This is a genomic window from Paenibacillus sp. EC2-1 (assembly GCF_049311625.1).
GTDB lineage: Bacteria > Bacillota > Bacilli > Paenibacillales > Paenibacillaceae > Paenibacillus_AQ.
In genome coordinates this window covers 1,930,372-1,945,732 of sequence record NZ_CP186006.1, presented here as the reverse complement: position 1 = coordinate 1,945,732, position 15,361 = coordinate 1,930,372, and the positions used below count along the sequence as shown (strand labels likewise).

The following is a 15,361-nucleotide window of genomic DNA, read 5'->3' as shown; positions in this document are numbered from 1 at the left end:
GTCAGGAATTTCTTATTTCTATTAAACAATATTCATGATGATATAAAAATATGAAAGTGAGCGGTTGATATGATCGATTCCATTTATTTCGGATTAATTACCGATTCAACCAAGCGACTTCCCGTCTATCTTACGATAACGGGCCAGTGGAATAATCAGGAGACTGTACGAAGACCAAGCGGCTTCTCCTCTTATCAATGGTTGTTTGTTCTGTCGGGTGAAGGTGTCATCTATGTAGATGGACAAGTGAAGAAGGCAAGAGCAGGACAAGCGATCTGTCTATTTCCAGACGAACCTCATCATTATCATGCAGTCAGCGAGCCTTGGAGCGTCATCTTCCTCTCAATGGAAGGATCTCAATGTAGTCCACTACTCGACCTAGCAGGGGTCCGGCAATCAGATGTGTTTGATATTACGGATTTTGCTCACATGAAGGCCGATCTACTCGCAATCATTAGAGCAGCTTCATTAGAAGATTCATATATGGATTTACGCTGCTCTAAGCTGATCTATAACTTTCTTCTGGATTTGGCTCAGCGTGTAAACACGAGTCAACACACGATACATCAAAGTGTTCAGCGGCTACAGCCGGTGATCCAATACATCAAACAGCAGTGCCAGCACCAGATCACCATCGAACAGCTTGCTGCAAAGGCCAATGTGACTCCTCAGTACCTATGCTATTTATTCAAGCAAGCGATGAACGTAAGGCCTATGGAATATGTGAATCGGGAGCGGATTAACCTTAGTAAGCAACTTATTTTTCTGGAACCACATCAAAAAATCCGAGAAATCGCTAAGCGCTCCGGGTTCGAACATCCGAGTTATTTCTGCACCGTATTTAAACGCTTAGAAGGCATGACACCCGAAGAGTTCAAAAGATTCCATGGTTATGGCTCCCTTTCAAATTCTTCGAGATTATCGTAAGAAAAGAAAGATATACATGACAAGACCAGGTGCTCTTGAACACCTGGTCTTGTCATGACGCAACGTTGATAGACTTGTCCTCTATTATGGACGACGTACCATAAAACGGTCAGCGTTCCGCTGAAAGCCATATTGCTCATAAAGCCCATGAGCGTCAGCTGTTCCTAGAAACCCGGATAAGTCTTTAAGATCTTCGCTTGTGGTAATCGTTTCGATCAGTTTTTTGCCGATCCCTTGTCCTTGATATTCATCGTCGATGATCACATCACACAGCCAGTATGTCGTTGCCCAGTCTGTAATAATTCTAGCAAATCCAATCTGTCGATTCCCGTGATACACTCCATAACAAAGAGAGGTTTCAATCGCCCGATTCATTCGCTCTTTGGGTCTATTATTCGCCCAATAACTCCCACCTATTAACGAATGGATCGTTTCATAGTTTAAGCGCGCCTTATCTGTACTGATCACATAATCCCCGAATTGTACTGCCATACGTTCCCCTCCACATCAACGATTACCAAGAATAAACTCCACACGCTCTATCCATTGTCCCTCTCGGTCTGCTAACACCGTATTCCATCTCAAATCCTGAGCAGGCTTCAAGTTCTTCTGTTGATCATCTACATAAGTGACTGGACGATTCCGGTCTAATTTCAATTGTACTAGCTCATAAATCTCAGCTTGAGGCTTACAGTACCCTACATTACTTGATACAGTTACGCTGTGTAAGTAGGGAGCCAAAGGCTTTAATATCGGGGTCAACCATTCTTCACGGTGATTACTTATCAGGTGAACATCAGCTAAATGACTCCATTCAGGGATGCGTTCAAAAGCTGGCATGGTCTGAAGATGCTTAGACAGCATCGTTTTAGCCACAGTGACCTCGACATTTGGACACTCCTTTCGGAGCCAATCCCAGAAAGCCTCTTCAGGTAAAACTCCTGACCAATACCGATCCCTTATATGTAGCTTGAACATCGTCTTGAGATCTTTATTCGTAGCGTTACCTAATTCAGCGATCTCTTCCCAATAACGTGGGGATATATTAGTGACTAGCACACCAGCCACATCTAGTATCAATTGATGTTTAGTCATGATTCCCTCCCCTGCTACATCTACACACAAAAACTATCAAAAAGAATGAAGATATTATAGGTAATTATATCCAATAATATTAAAAATTCCACTCTATTCTAATGATTCATTCCTGTATGGCTCTTGAATTTGTTAGTCCTTTTAATAGATTCAGATATGGAAAAGTATTCATTATTTTACGTGTATTCATTCATTTCCGAGTTGCAATTACACCTATCCTTGCATTATATTAATTGACGTATCAATCATTGACCCATCAAACATTATTCAACCACAAAGAAAGCAGGGATAAATATGAGTAAATATCAAAAAACAAACGACTTCAACGAAATCGTGTATGGACGCCGTTCCATCAAAACGTATGATCCAAATGTAAAAATAAGCCGTGAGGAAATGACAGAGATCATAGCTAAGGCTACTCTTGCCCCATCTTCTATCAACATGCAGCCTTGGCGTTTTGTCGTTATTGATAGCGAAGAAGGAAAAAAAGCGCTTGGCGATCTCGCTAAATTCAACAAAGATAAAGTGTTAAGTTCATCAGCAGTCATTGCTGTCTTTGCAGATATGAATAATTTTGATTATGCCGAAGAGATTTATGGTAAAGCGGTTGAACTAGGCTACATGCCTGCTGACATAAAAGAATATCAATTGAACGCATTCAAACCGATGTACGCAGCTATGTCCGAGACTGTAATTCGAGAAACCACCATCCTCGACGCAGGTCTCGTCTCCATGCAACTCATGCTTGTTGCACGTGCACATGGTTATGATACCAACCCTATTGGCGGCTACGAGAAAGATCAAATCGCCAATGCATTGGGTCTTGATGAAAAGCGCTACATTCCAATTATGCTCATCTCCATCGGAAAAGCAGCCAGCGAGGGGTTCCAAACCTACCGCCTGCCTGTCGAAACCGTAACGACGTGGAAATAATACGACGTCGATGAAGTAATTCAGTTCTCCGTGGCAGAAAGTCCTAAACATCGTTAGTGTGGCCATTACCCGCTTATGGGATGGTAGCCCGAAGCAAGCTCGCTTTCAAATATGTGATTGCTCAACATATTCACGAGTTTTAAAGTACACAAGACAAAAAGGATGATCAAACCATGATTATTATTCATGTCCACCTACAAATAAAACCAGATCAAGTAAATCGTTAATTGAAGCTATATAGTAGTAAAAACTCGTCCAGTGCTTTCTAGGCAGAGGACGAGTTTTTTTAATGTTTTATTAAATTCTTCTACCGGACTTTCTTAACAGGTATCCAATATTCGACCTCAACTTCTTCGGTAAATACCTGCTTCTCTACACCTACTTGGATTTCTGGTCCAACCTGTATCGTAGGCCCTTCAATTTGCTCATAACCTGAGGAAGGGAACCATTCTCCATAAATTTGCTTCCATTTCTCTGGCTCCCAAGGAACCTTCACTTCAATGACTACCCAGGTCATACTCGGTACATATAACCGAGAGAATTTGACCGGACATGACTCTGTTGAAGCAACTGAGAAATAGTAATTGTAATCGCCCTTCCTACGTCCCCCCCCTTCTCCTACATCCACATGAAGAATTCCAAATGGTTCGACGTTATTAAGTGATATCAGCTCGGCATACGTGTTAGGATCTGTTGAACTCCACACTTGCTCGACACCAGGGTGTTCACCCATTTCAATCGGTGTAACTCGATTGGTAATCCCGATCACTTGAAAAGCTTCCTTGTTCTCAATTCTAAATTTCATCGGCTCGCCCCCTACAATAGATAAGCGAAAGGTCATTTGGGGATATGCTTTTAGTGATTGGTTCGTCAGTCTCATTTCTGCTGGTGTGATTCCATGCTGAATTTGAAAAGCACGTGTAAATGCATCGGGTGAAAGATATCCATACTTGATGGCGATATCAATCACTTTCACAGCACTATTCTGTAATTCCAATGCTGCGAGCGTTAGACGTCTACGGCGGATATATTCTTGAAGTGAAATGTCTGCCAGATAGGAGATCATTCTTTTAAAATGGTGAACCGAACAATACGCACGCCTTGCTATTTCGTATTCGTCGATTTCGTTCTCCAAATTCTGTTCAATATAGTCTAATGCCCTATTTAAATTTTCCAGCACATTCATCCCAACGACCTCCCTTCTTTCTAAGAGTAGCAAGATATTTTTCAAGACATCCGATTAATTCAGTTCAACTATTGCAGGGTGAGTACATCATCCATTTGCACAGCCCATATCATTCCATGTCCCTAATTAAATCTGTCATCTAATCTCACAACATTTTTACCATCATGTCCTTAATATACATTTCCCTGAATCCAAGGCTATCGTAGAGACTTCTGGCATTATCATTTCCGATGACGCAACAAAGCTTGACCGTTTCGTATCCGCGCTGATAGATCTCATTACATAAATACATCATAAATTTTCTTCCTATCCCTTGCCCTTGAGCGTCTGTACGTATTGAAACACTACTAATCTCATTGCCATGAATATGGCTAAACCCTACTATTACCCCATTTAATTCGTATACGAAATAGTCCTTAGCATTCTCTTTCCAAGCTTGCCGCTCATTTTCGCTAGGCTCTGCAATCACAGAATCAGGAAATCTACCCACACGGACGCGCATTTCATGAAAAGCTGTGGCATACATCGATTGACTTGAAAAATAATCTTCGTCCGTGTACATCCTTATGGGGAGCTTCTCGATCTGAAAAGGATCCCCTATTCGCTGCATGTAGGCCGAGGAGAAATAAGAGGCATAGCCAAGCTTCCGTGCAAACGCAACGGACGAAGGACGACCGGCAAGAAAGGAACTTCTGACTTTTTGAGTTCCACCAGCTCGTAATATGCTCTCACCATACCTTACAACTGCTGATCCGATTCCTTGCCTGCGAATCTGTGGAGCCACGAACACGGTTAAATACGACTGTGGTCCAGGTTTGTTTACTTGGGCAAGCGCAACAAGCTTATCTTCATACAGTACAGTAATGAATAATTCCGGGTATTCTTCAAGTACATGAAGGATGTCTTGTCCTATTTCGATGTCAGTACGTAATAATTCTCTAACTGCATTATAATCTTGTTCACTGAAAGGTTCGTATCGGATATCTGATATGTTCATTAGTCTTTAATTCCTCCGATATTATTAAATGGTTGTTATATCTATTCGTGAACTAGGTCCCTCCTCCTTTTCGAGAGGCAATTTCTTTTTCCTGAAGGTGTTACGCTTAATTAAAAATGTGAACGGTAATGTAACTGTTAAGCTCATTCGTTTAACTACGCGGTCATTGAGGAAATTTAAGCCAAAAAGCTATAATGCAATGGACTAGTCGAAATGATATAAAACGGAGGTTATTCAAATAATGAATATTGAGATAGGAAAGAAGATTAAAACACTACGTTTACAAAAAGGAATGACTCAAGAAGAACTTGCAACAAAACTGAATATGTCATCCCAAGCCATATCCAAATGGGAAAACAACGTAACCATGCCTGACATTCAAACTCTTCCTAGTTTATCTGTAATTTTGGGTGTTACCATTGATGAGCTATTTGCACTAACCGATGATACACATATAGAACGCATTGAAAATATGATTTATACTGAACATTTTATATCAAATGATGATTTTAATTATGCAGAGAAATTTCTTAAAGAAAAACGAAATGATAACGAAAAAAAATCCCAATGTATCACCTTGCTAGCTGAGTTACACATTCATCGTTCCAATGAGCACCGTGAATTAGCTTCCCATTATGCCAAGGATGCACTGATATTAGATCCGAATAAAAAGAGTAATCATAATGCTTTGCGCGATGGAGAGAATGGAGTCATGTTTGACTGGAACTTCTCCAATAACCATAAACTCATAGCGTACTATAAGAATTTTGTGTCTAATCATCCGGATTACTGGCCAGCTTATAAGTGGCTTATGAACTACTTCATTGCAGATGGCAGATGTACTGAAGCTCGGGAAACTCTAGAAAAATTGAATACTATCCATCCAAGTTATTTATATCAATTATATGGAGGTCTGATATACAAGGAGGAAGGTAATCTTGCTGAGGCATTAGCTCTTTGGGAGCAGATGACCGACCTTTATCCAGATGAATGGCTTGCATGGTCCTCTAGAGGAGACTGCATGGCTAAACTCTGTAGATACGATGAAGCGATCGCATATTACTCCAAAGGTTACGAATTACAGCCAAATCCAAAATATTCAGATTCATTAGAAGCGATTTCTCACATATATGAAATTCAAGGGAAATATGATAAGGCCATTGAAAAGCTCCACGAAATAATTACACTCTTGGAAAGCGATTGGAAGATTACAGAGGGTAAGACCGTTGATTACTATAAAGGGGAAAAAGACAACTTAAAGAGGAAGATGTTAAATAACACAGTTTAGATGATCACTTTAGCCCTTCCGCCAAAAACGGTGGAGGGGCTTTTGCTGTCAGAATGCAAAACCTGTTCCATGTCTGTGTAAAGTTTTATGGCCATTCCATTGAATGGCCTTTTCAAACGCTATTCTATTTTACTTAACCGGACCCATCCAGGTAGTGATCGTCTTCTTCTGATGTGATAGCGGCTCTTGCAGCTTTCCATTATCTACAAGATGCTTCAGTACATAGGCGGTCAATATTCCCCCACAGACTCTCCCATGTACTAAATGAGCAATCTGTGGTTCCAGATGTTTCGGTTGGTTTAGAATACTCAGTTCTAGCATGTTCTCATACAGCTTAGTAACCGCTGGTGTGTAAAGACTAGACAAGTCCGGCATAACTCGATTTAAACGTTGAAGTGTTTCAGGTGAATCAATCCAAACGGCATTAAAATGATATTTCCCTTCTGATTTTCGGATATAACCTTTTTCAAGAAGAAAAGCATAGTACTCACGGTGAGATTCGTCGTCGGGTAATCCCCCATTCCAAAACTGACTGCAAACCTCAACATCTTTATAGTGAAGATCCCGCCAACCTTCCCGGTCACTCCAATGTGTATTAAGTTGCCATAGGTATAGGGAGCTACCTTCCTGATAACGAGTCATTGTACCACAAATATCATAATTATGTGGATCAAAGGTTAACTCCGGTTGTTTGCTCTTTTCTAAAGTTGCATAAGCGATATACTGGCCCCCATCCTTCCTCATTGGAGCAACCGCGTGAAAGTTTACTTCTGCTGGGCGACTTCGCCAAGACTGTTCTTCGATGTTCTTGGGCAGTAAAGTCCAGAGAAGGAAGTTAAAGTCTTGATCCGGGAAATACACCCCACTTTCCTCAATATCCTTACGAATGTCCATTAATGCTTCAAAATGTAAATCAGCAATTTCACCAGCACAATTTTTATAATGCTGATGCCCCGCTTCAATATGTTCAGTGGTTGTATCCCAGATGATTGTATTACTTTGATATTTTCCTGAAACAACTTCAATGAGATAACCGTATTCACTCAAATGCTCAACTTCAGCTTCAAGCAAAGACGGTGGCATCCCTAATTCTTGAGCGATTTCATGAATAGACAGTGCCTTATGATAAGCTGCATATACGATATTCTGAGCCAAGGTGCGTCCAAGGAAATCATTTGTCTCACCAAGTTTCCCGAGTGTACCGGAGTGACCAATACCATTCAATTTAATTGGATTTACACTTAAAACACCCGTTGTTCTCATACGTTTCATCCCCTTTTTCAATTCCTTCTTGGCATCACTCAGATGCCATTTCACTGTATTAACAGGAATACCAAGGATGCCTGCAATTTCAATTTGCTTTAGGCCATCGTAGTAATGGAGAACAACGACTCGGCGATGAATTTCAGATAGAAACGCGATTTCCCTGCGCAGCATCCGGTAAGCCTCAATTTCTATCAGTTGTTCAAGCGGCTCCTTCTGATGATCGAGCAGCCATTCAGACATCCCATTGACCTCAATCGATTGGGGCATGTGCGTACGCTTTTTCAACCAGTTGACCCAAGTATACCTCGCGATGGTCCAGACATAGGCATCCATGTTCTGAATATTCGCCCCTGAAGAGATCGATTTTAGTAGTTGTAACAGGATCTCCTGTGCCAGGTCTTCTGCTTCTATCCGCTGCTTTACCCGGTTCATCGCAAACCCGAAGATGGGTTTAATGAATGGCCGGATTATTTCTGCTATTTCATTGTCACTCTGACTTAAGTGCCTCATCTGTCGCCTCCTGCAATTACCTCTCAGAAATTCCTATCAAATAAATAGTGTGTGGAAATGTTAAAAGGTTGGGGGGTTCTCAAAATTATTTTTGTGAGCAATATATTAGGTTCAGATCTATATTTAATTCGTGATCTACCTTAAAGAACCTTTCAAGCATCAGATCTGAGGAATACATAGAAAAAACGACCGAAACCCTAGATATCCTTATCCTAGGCTTCGGTCGTATGTTTGTACTATTTTGTTTAAGAAACTTATCGCTTACTCAAAACACTTCAGCAGAGCCAAAGCCTCTTCATGCCCTGGTTCAAGAACAAGCGCTTCACGTGTATATTCCAGCGCCGCTTCATCCAGACCAAGCTCATAACAGCATATAGCCAGGCAATAAAGAACGGTCGGAACAGGCTCATCTTCGTCTGTTTCCACAGACGTTGCAAGGAACTGCATCGCATCCACATACATATCCATCTCGAACAATAGTAGCCCTGCGTCCAGTGCTAGATCATAACGCTGCTCCATTTCATAATTCGATGACCACATAATGTGTATGCCTCTTTTAATATCCTGCAATTCTTCATCACAAGCTTCAGGAATCAGAGTTGAGATCCTTTTTGCACACTGGATGAAGAACTCTGCATCATACCCACCTAGACGCCAAAACGCCAAAATTTGCTGCAGTCCCATCGTTTCTAAACGCGGGTCTACCCATTCCTTCATACTAAAGAAATCATCGGGTCCGAAGCGTTCAATAAACTGCCGGAAGGAAAGGCGGGTATTCGTATAGGTCATTGGCTTGTCCAGCATAAATATACAGCCAACATTAATATTCTTATAGTGATGGGCTGTGAATAGAGTCTCTGCCCCCCTCTGCTCAAACACATGTTTAAGTGCATGATAGTTGGCTGTAAATGAGAAGCTGCCGTGACGAATTAATTCAGGTGGTTCAGCGAATTTAAAATCCTCAATAAGGTGGTCACCTTTATCTGCCGTAAGCAGTAGAAACCCTGCCTGAGATAGTTGATTCAATCGCTCCAAACATACAAGTCCAGCATGAGGAAATAGAATGTGTGAATCTTCAAGTTCCTGCTGATAATAGGCGATTACATCACGATACGGGTAATCATCTGCTTCATATTCAGGTGCCCTGCGATGCTCATAATTCAGTTTCAATAGACTAAGTGCTTCTGAAGGCTTCAAGGACTCCGCTTCAGGAGGAGTCTCCACCAACACATCTGTTTCATAAATATGACCATCACCAACGTAAATTAGTTCCTGTGGAATCCCATCAAAGAAATAATTCGCGATGATCAGCAGTGGCTGCTTCAAATCGCCCGGTTTAATGGTGAGACCCGATACAACCAAGTTAAGCTCCGTATCATGTACAGCGTCAAACCGAGCAAAGTCAACGATCCCCTCATGAATATAAGGTTGGAACGCTGGATGTTCACGCCAAGCATTTACATTTTTAATGGGCAAATCAGTGACAACATAACGGAAAGGTGGTAACTGTATTCCTGCGAAGTCTCTCAGTTCACACAGCTTATGGAGCACATGAAATGCAAAACGTCCCGCTCCTGCTCCCAATTCAACGATTGTTACCGTTTCTGTTACTTCACCTTTGTCAGCTTGATCTCTTAGAAATCCAAATATCATTTCTGCATAAGCAGTAGCAATCATCGGGTTACTGGTTATATATTGCGGAACCTGATCATTATTCCATGCCTTTGTGCCTTGTTCTTCGTAATAAGCCCGCTGCAAATCCCATATGGGTGCATTACTGAAGCGGTAGCGTTGTTGTCTATTTTCTGTCATTCAAGATAAACCTGCTCTCTATGTATCATTAAGAATTATTCTCTAAAATCGTACCACATAAATGGCTCATTCCCAAATGGAAGTTACGATATTCGTAATACATGCGTATTTTTATCCCTTTAGCCTTGTATGATATAATGTCACTTATTTCTATGAAGACTGTTTATGAGGAGGCGAATATCATCGAATACCATTATTTATTTCGAGTACTTATTGCGGGCATTTGTGGTTTGATTATTGGATATGAACGTAAAAGCCGAATGAAGGAAGCCGGAATCCGAACTCATTTTGTGGTAGCTATCGGCGCATCATTAATGATGGTGATATCCAAATATGGTTTTCAAGACATTATAGGAAACAGTGATATTGCACTTGACCCATCACGGATTGCTGCTCAGGTTGTAAGTGGAGTCGGATTTCTTGGGGCAGGTATGATATTTATGCAGAGACAAACCGTGAAGGGCCTAACCACTGCTGCTGGCATATGGGCAACTGCGGGTATAGGTATGGCAATAGCTGCTGGACTTTACGAAGTAGGAATAGGTGTGACGATTCTGATTGTAGTAGCCCAGATGCTGCTACACAGTGGAAATGGATGGCTTAGCTCACCTCGATCCGAACAAATCACGATTATCATGAACAACGAGCCAGGTTCCGTTGATTATATTCAGGAATTGCTACACAAGAAAGGTGTAACCGTATTGCATTTCCACGCAGAGAAAAGGAGTGAAACGGCCGATCTTATCCTGAATCTAACGGTGAAGCTGCCTGTGAAATACGATATGAAGCAACTGCTGTCCCTTATCCAAAATGCCAACTATATCAAAATGGTGGAGCTCATTTAATCCATCCCGATTAAGAATTACTATCCAAACGGCTTATTGAATGAAGTTACAGGTGACTCAACCACTAAGCCGGATGGATTTTTCTCTTAACTGATTAGGATAGGTATCTAAACTTGTCTTCTTTCGCCTTCCAGCTACCTTGCGCAATGACCAGACCAATGAGTAAATATGTTATTAACCACGTCGTACTTCTCTTCATTAAATATTCTGGAGTATATAAAGCCTGTTTGTATTCAGACATTTGAATCTCTACTAATGTGATTATGAACCATACTAAGAATATTGAAAGTCCGTGTATTAACCCTCTGGTTATGATATAACGGACCTTCCCTTTTTTTCTAATAACCGACCATCTATTAAGAAAAGACTGCTCTTTCTTACTGATTCCTATGTTTTCTGTCATCTGAATGATACTCCCCCTTAGATCTGTTATGATCGTAATGTTTCACGACACGACATTGACTCTTCGTTAGATGGTATCACTCGCTTCGAAAGATTAAATATCACTATACGCGACAAGCTTTCCAGGTTCGATCTTCTTCTCAATGATACGCAGTAAATGCTCTCCTAGCGTCTCGGTTGAGAGTAGCTGGCCTGTATCATGTGCTTGTCGAAAATATTTTGCCATCTCAAATTGTTCATCAGCCTTTCCTCTAGCGATCATTTGTAGCTCCGTTTCTACCATGCCTGGATCAACAGCAACAATCTCGACAGGGAATAGCTGATTCGCTTGTTCTGCTCCAACACAGGCAGTAAACATATTGATTCCAGCTTTTGCAGTACAGTACACACTCATCGCTGGTGCTGGATAGGTCCCTGATCCGGAGGATATATTGACGATTTTTCGTCTTAAGTGCATTTCACTCGTCTGATTCATAAAACAAGATGTCAACACGATCGGGGCAATTAGACTGGTTTGGAGATTCAAGTTAATCTCTTCAGGTGTACACTTATCTATTGTCTTCAGTGGTTCAAGCATCGCTGCATTGTTGATCAGGCATATCATTTCCGAATTACTTAGATCCATTAGACTGAAGATATGCAGCAGCAAATCTTGTATACTGGATATTTGACCTAAATCAAATGGATGATGCGTGTAATTCTCATGCTCACTAAGAACAGGTGAATCCCCTCTCGAGATGCCATGGACAACGTTGCCATTCTCCAGTAACATCTTGGCCAATTGATTCCCGATCCCCCGTGATGTTCCTGTAATAATGAAATGATTTCTACTCATAAAGAATCCCCCCCTTATTTTAGTTTCTCTGCTATTGGTACATCTGACAGAGAGATCATGTCGATGGACTTATCCCTGTATTTAATTTTCACGAAGCTATCTCCTGTATCATTCCATGAAAGTCCTGTAACATGAATCGAGCCTTGTTGGTTAGATTGACTCTTCGAATGAATTAGTGTTACTTCGTAATCTGTAAAGCCCTTTCCGTAAACATATTCATAGGAATATTCACTGCTATCATCTTTAACAGAGTATAGAAAATACTGCTTCTCCTTGGCTTCAATACGAGATTTATCTAGCCACGTTGATACCTTATCTACATGTTCGGGCTCAATCGAATTTAACTCTATAGAATATATACGATTCATATCATCTTCTTGAGTTGATTCATTTTTGCCGGCACATCCTGTAATCAAAATGACGATCAATAAACTTACAATGAGTCTGTACATAGTTACTCCTTTGATATGGTCTTCAGCGAATTCAGGGAAGTGAGAATAAAATTTGTGATACTTCTTGCACATCGTTCATATTGTTCGCGGGTGGTATATAATTTAATAGACTATTCTCTCCGTCCGTTCTGAACGCACTCAAATACTTAAAATCTTTCGTTATAACTATGGTCATTGATTCGCCTTCCGTAAATGTGAAGCCATTATATCCGATAACTCTTCGTCCAAATTCATAGGTATCACCAAATAAATGATCCTTAATAGATTTTAACGGATTACTTGTGCCTGCAATTTTCATGGTTCCGTCATTCGTCTCTTCTCTCCCCGTAAAAACTAAGTGATTCGATACTTCAAATTCACTTCCATCAATTTCAATCGAACCATCGATTAAATGTTTCGAGAACAGCTGCTTTTTTATTGTAAGATCCAGCTTTAAGCTAACGGGTCTATATTCGTCATCCCTATACTCCATCGCAGAATAGGTTCGGGATATTTCCTTCGGCCAATGATAAAAAATTATGAATATTGGTGTTCCAATGACTAACATCCATATCAATATCTTCTTCGTTATTGTTCGAACCGTGTTCACTTCCTTTACTAGCCACATCTGTGGTGACGGCCCAATAATTAATAATTAACATAGTTATACTACGTTGTTAGTAGATACAAAACTCTTGATCTCTCTGCTAGAGTTGGTCACTTATCTATCACTCACTAACCAAGTTTTCGCATCTTCTGGATCTGCATAAAATGATATGTTCAATGAGAGCTTCGTTTTTCTTATTTTCCTCTTCAGTCTCCATATATTGAAGCTGGATAATCCAACGACAGCTAATTTGTTAATATGTCCGTTTAGACGATTTATGTTCTCAACAAACGCTATCAATACGTTATCAGTAATAGAAGTCTTATAGAAATCAACCCAGACTTTTAATTGCCGATTTGTAGTTAATATAAAGTCCTCCTCTTGCTTCATCACATGAAAGAGAGCGTCCGCATCTTTATATTTATTTCCATACTTTAGACAGTGGATCTCCCCACCCTTATAGTAGTATGGAAATATTGAGCCGCCTGGTGATTTCATTTCATATCCCTCTTTCTTTGTTATCTGCCTTCAAAAACTCTCTTTCCAGTATTGAAAAATAATACTGATCCGTCCATTGATCATGCCACATTAGCTCTTCTTTAAAAATCGCCTCTTGCCTCATACCAACATGTCTCATCAGCATTTCTGAACGAATATTTTTAGCGTTGCACATACCAACCACTTTATGAGCATCTAGCTGTTCAAATGCATAACCCAACAATAGCTTAGCTGCTTCACTTCCATACCCATGGCCACCATATTCCGGAATTATTGCAAATCCTATTTCCCAACTTTTTCGGAAGTCTATATAACTCCACACTTGCGCAAGACCGATTGGAACCATCTGACCATCCACTTTTAAACGTACAATGAAGTCATAGCTATTTGATTGGTTGCCCTCACTAATTTTATGTAAATACTTAGCTCGAACAACTTGTTCATCTGACTCTACCGATTCTTCGAAATACCATAAATCCTTGTCACATTCTATCCTGTAAATAAAATCCAGATCACTAACTGAAATTCTGGAAAGCATAACTTTCTCTCCGTGGATCTCCATAAAGAACCTCCTCTATTACACCAACAGTAGCAATTGGTTGCTAAATTATGCGATGATCAAACCTGAAACTTATAATCATCATTTATTGTCTCGGCATACTCCTCAATACTCACTACCTTGAAGGGTATAGGGTGGCGTGTTACCAAACACAAATACTGCTCTAATATCATCGACCCTTATTAAATACGGAAATAGTAACGCTTCCCATTAATTCCAAATTCGCTCCACTTCAACCCTCTGATAGTCATAGCTTATGACGTAAATATCTGGGTTCGTAAGTTTACTCCATTCGGCATACCCTATTGAGCTATCAAAATATTTTAAAACCAGTGACATCAATGCACCATGAGTTACAACTACCGTATTGTGATATGGTCCATTTATAACCTCATGAATAACTTCCATCCCTCTAATCATGGCTTCTCTAGAAGACTCTCCACCTTCAAAAACAAGATCCAAGTTCTCGTAAGATTCCTTTAAGAACTGCATCCAATTATCTAGACTCTTCGAACTTAATACTCTTTCTTCCAGCCTGTTATCCACCGAATAATCCATGCCTATTCTGTTACAAAAGGGGATTATCGTTTCAATGGCACGTACAAATGGACTTGTTACAATATAATCAATGTCCCTTTTGTCTAAAAAATCAGCAAGCTGATGAGATTGCGCTACACCCTCAGTCGTTAACTTGGCTGTTTGCTCTTGTCCCTCAGCTTTACAGTGTCTAACGAGATAAATTCGCTTCATTGACTTTACTCCCTAAAAAATATCTCTATTCATCCATCTCATCCCTGGTGCATCCGTCGGCCTTGCCTCGAAACCAAATTTCTTGTAATAACTATGCTTATCTTTAGCTGCAAATAGCTGGACCATTAAGATATCATTCTCATAACATTTCGATAACAGTTGTCTCATTATCTCGCTTCCAATCCCTCTTCCTTGATAATCGGGAAGCACGATCAGATCGCAGATAAGAGCCTGAAATACACCATCTGAAATAACCCTACCCATTGCAATGAGTTCATCTTCTTCAAAGGCTGAAACGACATACCAGCTATTCCTTAACGCCTCAGTTAATCTTTTAGGTCCTTTATCCGTTATCCCATTCCATCCCGTACTATCCACAAGCTTAATAAAGCTCTCTCCACTAGGCATACATTCTTTGAA

The 15,361-nt window shown here is 40.5% G+C and carries 18 protein-coding genes; 4 read left to right on the top strand and 14 right to left on the bottom strand.

Going from position 1 to position 15,361, the window contains the following annotated elements:
• Nucleotides 1-69 precede the first annotated feature (69 nt).
• Nucleotides 70-927 (top strand): AraC family transcriptional regulator, encoded by an 858-nt coding sequence (locus ACK8P5_RS09155; RefSeq protein WP_422660631.1) that lies wholly within the window; start codon nt 70-72, stop codon nt 925-927.
• A gap of 84 nt (nt 928-1,011) precedes the next feature.
• Here the strand turns inward: ACK8P5_RS09155 and ACK8P5_RS09150 are convergent, their stop codons facing one another.
• Both ACK8P5_RS09150 and ACK8P5_RS09145 read right to left on the bottom strand, forming a co-directional pair.
• Nucleotides 1,012-1,419, bottom strand: a complete 408-nt coding sequence (locus ACK8P5_RS09150) for a GNAT family N-acetyltransferase (protein ID WP_422660630.1) — start codon at nt 1,417-1,419, stop codon at nt 1,012-1,014.
• A 15-nt stretch (nt 1,420-1,434) separates the two neighbouring features.
• Nucleotides 1,435-2,022 carry an HAD family hydrolase gene (locus ACK8P5_RS09145; RefSeq protein WP_422660629.1) on the bottom strand — a complete coding sequence of 196 codons (588 nt, stop codon included), beginning with the start codon at nt 2,020-2,022 and terminating at the stop codon, nt 1,435-1,437.
• A gap of 294 nt (nt 2,023-2,316) precedes the next feature.
• Between ACK8P5_RS09145 and ACK8P5_RS09140 the strand changes: the two genes are divergently transcribed.
• Complete coding sequence (locus ACK8P5_RS09140) at nt 2,317-2,955, top strand: nitroreductase family protein (protein ID WP_422660628.1); 639 nt, start codon at nt 2,317-2,319, stop codon at nt 2,953-2,955.
• Between the two features lie 307 nt (nt 2,956-3,262).
• Here ACK8P5_RS09140 and ACK8P5_RS09135 read toward each other — a convergent pair whose 3' ends face one another.
• Together ACK8P5_RS09135 and ACK8P5_RS09130 are read right to left on the bottom strand one after the other, a co-directional pair.
• A complete protein-coding gene (locus ACK8P5_RS09135) occupies nt 3,263-4,141 on the bottom strand; it encodes an AraC family transcriptional regulator (protein WP_422660627.1) in 879 nt (292 codons plus the stop codon).
• Between the two features lie 145 nt (nt 4,142-4,286).
• The gene (locus ACK8P5_RS09130) at nt 4,287-5,138 is read right to left on the bottom strand and encodes a GNAT family N-acetyltransferase (protein WP_422660626.1); all 852 of its coding nucleotides are present in this window, start codon (nt 5,136-5,138) and stop codon (nt 4,287-4,289) included.
• 241 nt (nt 5,139-5,379) lie between these two features.
• On the opposite strand from ACK8P5_RS09130, the gene ACK8P5_RS09125 reads away from it, so the two are divergent.
• Nucleotides 5,380-6,426 carry a helix-turn-helix domain-containing protein gene (locus tag ACK8P5_RS09125; protein WP_422660625.1) on the top strand — a complete coding sequence of 349 codons (1,047 nt, stop codon included), beginning with the start codon at nt 5,380-5,382 and terminating at the stop codon, nt 6,424-6,426.
• Between the two features lie 129 nt (nt 6,427-6,555).
• On the opposite strand, the gene ACK8P5_RS09120 is transcribed toward ACK8P5_RS09125, so the two are convergent.
• Nucleotides 6,556-8,202 (bottom strand): sigma-70 family RNA polymerase sigma factor, encoded by a 1,647-nt coding sequence (locus ACK8P5_RS09120; protein WP_422660624.1) that lies wholly within the window; start codon nt 8,200-8,202, stop codon nt 6,556-6,558.
• A 261-nt stretch (nt 8,203-8,463) separates the two neighbouring features.
• On the bottom strand, nt 8,464-10,014 hold the full coding sequence (locus tag ACK8P5_RS09115) for a tetratricopeptide repeat protein (protein WP_422660623.1): 1,551 nt from the start codon (nt 10,012-10,014) through the stop codon (nt 8,464-8,466).
• Nucleotides 10,015-10,166: 152 nt separating this feature from the next.
• Here ACK8P5_RS09115 and ACK8P5_RS09110 point away from each other — a divergent pair, with 152 nt between their 5' ends.
• Nucleotides 10,167-10,859, top strand: a complete 693-nt coding sequence (locus ACK8P5_RS09110; protein ID WP_422660622.1) for an MgtC/SapB family protein — start codon at nt 10,167-10,169, stop codon at nt 10,857-10,859.
• A 94-nt stretch (nt 10,860-10,953) separates the two neighbouring features.
• On the opposite strand, the gene ACK8P5_RS09105 is transcribed toward ACK8P5_RS09110, so the two are convergent.
• From ACK8P5_RS09105 to ACK8P5_RS09070, 8 genes are all read right to left on the bottom strand, one after another.
• The gene (locus ACK8P5_RS09105; RefSeq protein ID WP_422660621.1) at nt 10,954-11,262 is read right to left on the bottom strand and encodes a hypothetical protein; all 309 of its coding nucleotides are present in this window, start codon (nt 11,260-11,262) and stop codon (nt 10,954-10,956) included.
• 93 nt (nt 11,263-11,355) lie between these two features.
• A complete protein-coding gene (locus ACK8P5_RS09100) occupies nt 11,356-12,096 on the bottom strand; it encodes an SDR family NAD(P)-dependent oxidoreductase (protein ID WP_422660620.1) in 741 nt (246 codons plus the stop codon).
• A 14-nt stretch (nt 12,097-12,110) separates the two neighbouring features.
• The gene (locus ACK8P5_RS09095; RefSeq protein ID WP_422660619.1) at nt 12,111-12,548 is read right to left on the bottom strand and encodes a hypothetical protein; all 438 of its coding nucleotides are present in this window, start codon (nt 12,546-12,548) and stop codon (nt 12,111-12,113) included.
• Nucleotides 12,549-12,579: 31 nt separating this feature from the next.
• Nucleotides 12,580-13,020: a hypothetical protein gene (locus tag ACK8P5_RS09090; RefSeq protein WP_422660618.1), complete on the bottom strand. Its 441-nt coding sequence runs from the start codon at nt 13,018-13,020 to the stop codon at nt 12,580-12,582.
• 228 nt (nt 13,021-13,248) lie between these two features.
• Nucleotides 13,249-13,632, bottom strand: a complete 384-nt coding sequence (locus tag ACK8P5_RS09085) for a hypothetical protein (protein ID WP_422660617.1) — start codon at nt 13,630-13,632, stop codon at nt 13,249-13,251.
• 1 nt (nt 13,633) lies between these two features.
• Nucleotides 13,634-14,194 (bottom strand): GNAT family N-acetyltransferase, encoded by a 561-nt coding sequence (locus tag ACK8P5_RS09080; protein ID WP_422660616.1) that lies wholly within the window; start codon nt 14,192-14,194, stop codon nt 13,634-13,636.
• A 207-nt stretch (nt 14,195-14,401) separates the two neighbouring features.
• A complete protein-coding gene (locus ACK8P5_RS09075) occupies nt 14,402-14,941 on the bottom strand; it encodes a histidine phosphatase family protein (protein WP_422660615.1) in 540 nt (179 codons plus the stop codon).
• A 12-nt stretch (nt 14,942-14,953) separates the two neighbouring features.
• On the bottom strand, nt 14,954-15,349 hold the full coding sequence (locus tag ACK8P5_RS09070; RefSeq protein WP_422660614.1) for a GNAT family N-acetyltransferase: 396 nt from the start codon (nt 15,347-15,349) through the stop codon (nt 14,954-14,956).
• Nucleotides 15,350-15,361 lie beyond the last annotated feature (12 nt).

Bases quoted from the DNA above. Each gene is read 5' to 3' on its own strand.
- ACK8P5_RS09145 (WP_422660629.1), bottom strand. From the start codon at position 2,022: ATGACTAAACATCAATTGATACTAGATGTGGCTGGTGTGCTAGTCACT.
- ACK8P5_RS09090 (WP_422660618.1), bottom strand. From the start codon at position 13,020: ATGGAGTATAGGGATGACGAATATAGACCCGTTAGCTTAAAGCTGGAT.
- ACK8P5_RS09075 (WP_422660615.1), bottom strand. From the start codon at position 14,941: ATGAAGCGAATTTATCTCGTTAGACACTGTAAAGCTGAGGGACAAGAG.
- ACK8P5_RS09155 (WP_422660631.1), top strand. From the start codon at position 70: ATGATCGATTCCATTTATTTCGGATTAATTACCGATTCAACCAAGCGA.
- ACK8P5_RS09110 (WP_422660622.1), top strand. From the start codon at position 10,167: ATGAAGACTGTTTATGAGGAGGCGAATATCATCGAATACCATTATTTA.
- ACK8P5_RS09140 (WP_422660628.1), top strand. From the start codon at position 2,317: ATGAGTAAATATCAAAAAACAAACGACTTCAACGAAATCGTGTATGGA.
- ACK8P5_RS09085 (WP_422660617.1), bottom strand. From the start codon at position 13,632: ATGAAATCACCAGGCGGCTCAATATTTCCATACTACTATAAGGGTGGG.
- ACK8P5_RS09115 (WP_422660623.1), bottom strand. From the start codon at position 10,014: ATGACAGAAAATAGACAACAACGCTACCGCTTCAGTAATGCACCCATA.
- ACK8P5_RS09125 (WP_422660625.1), top strand. From the start codon at position 5,380: ATGAATATTGAGATAGGAAAGAAGATTAAAACACTACGTTTACAAAAA.
- ACK8P5_RS09135 (WP_422660627.1), bottom strand. From the start codon at position 4,141: ATGAATGTGCTGGAAAATTTAAATAGGGCATTAGACTATATTGAACAG.
- ACK8P5_RS09080 (WP_422660616.1), bottom strand. From the start codon at position 14,194: ATGGAGATCCACGGAGAGAAAGTTATGCTTTCCAGAATTTCAGTTAGT.
- ACK8P5_RS09130 (WP_422660626.1), bottom strand. From the start codon at position 5,138: ATGAACATATCAGATATCCGATACGAACCTTTCAGTGAACAAGATTAT.
- ACK8P5_RS09100 (WP_422660620.1), bottom strand. From the start codon at position 12,096: ATGAGTAGAAATCATTTCATTATTACAGGAACATCACGGGGGATCGGG.
- ACK8P5_RS09105 (WP_422660621.1), bottom strand. From the start codon at position 11,262: ATGACAGAAAACATAGGAATCAGTAAGAAAGAGCAGTCTTTTCTTAAT.
- ACK8P5_RS09095 (WP_422660619.1), bottom strand. From the start codon at position 12,548: ATGTACAGACTCATTGTAAGTTTATTGATCGTCATTTTGATTACAGGA.
- ACK8P5_RS09150 (WP_422660630.1), bottom strand. From the start codon at position 1,419: ATGGCAGTACAATTCGGGGATTATGTGATCAGTACAGATAAGGCGCGC.
- ACK8P5_RS09120 (WP_422660624.1), bottom strand. From the start codon at position 8,202: ATGAGGCACTTAAGTCAGAGTGACAATGAAATAGCAGAAATAATCCGG.
- ACK8P5_RS09070 (WP_422660614.1), bottom strand. From the start codon at position 15,349: ATGCCTAGTGGAGAGAGCTTTATTAAGCTTGTGGATAGTACGGGATGG.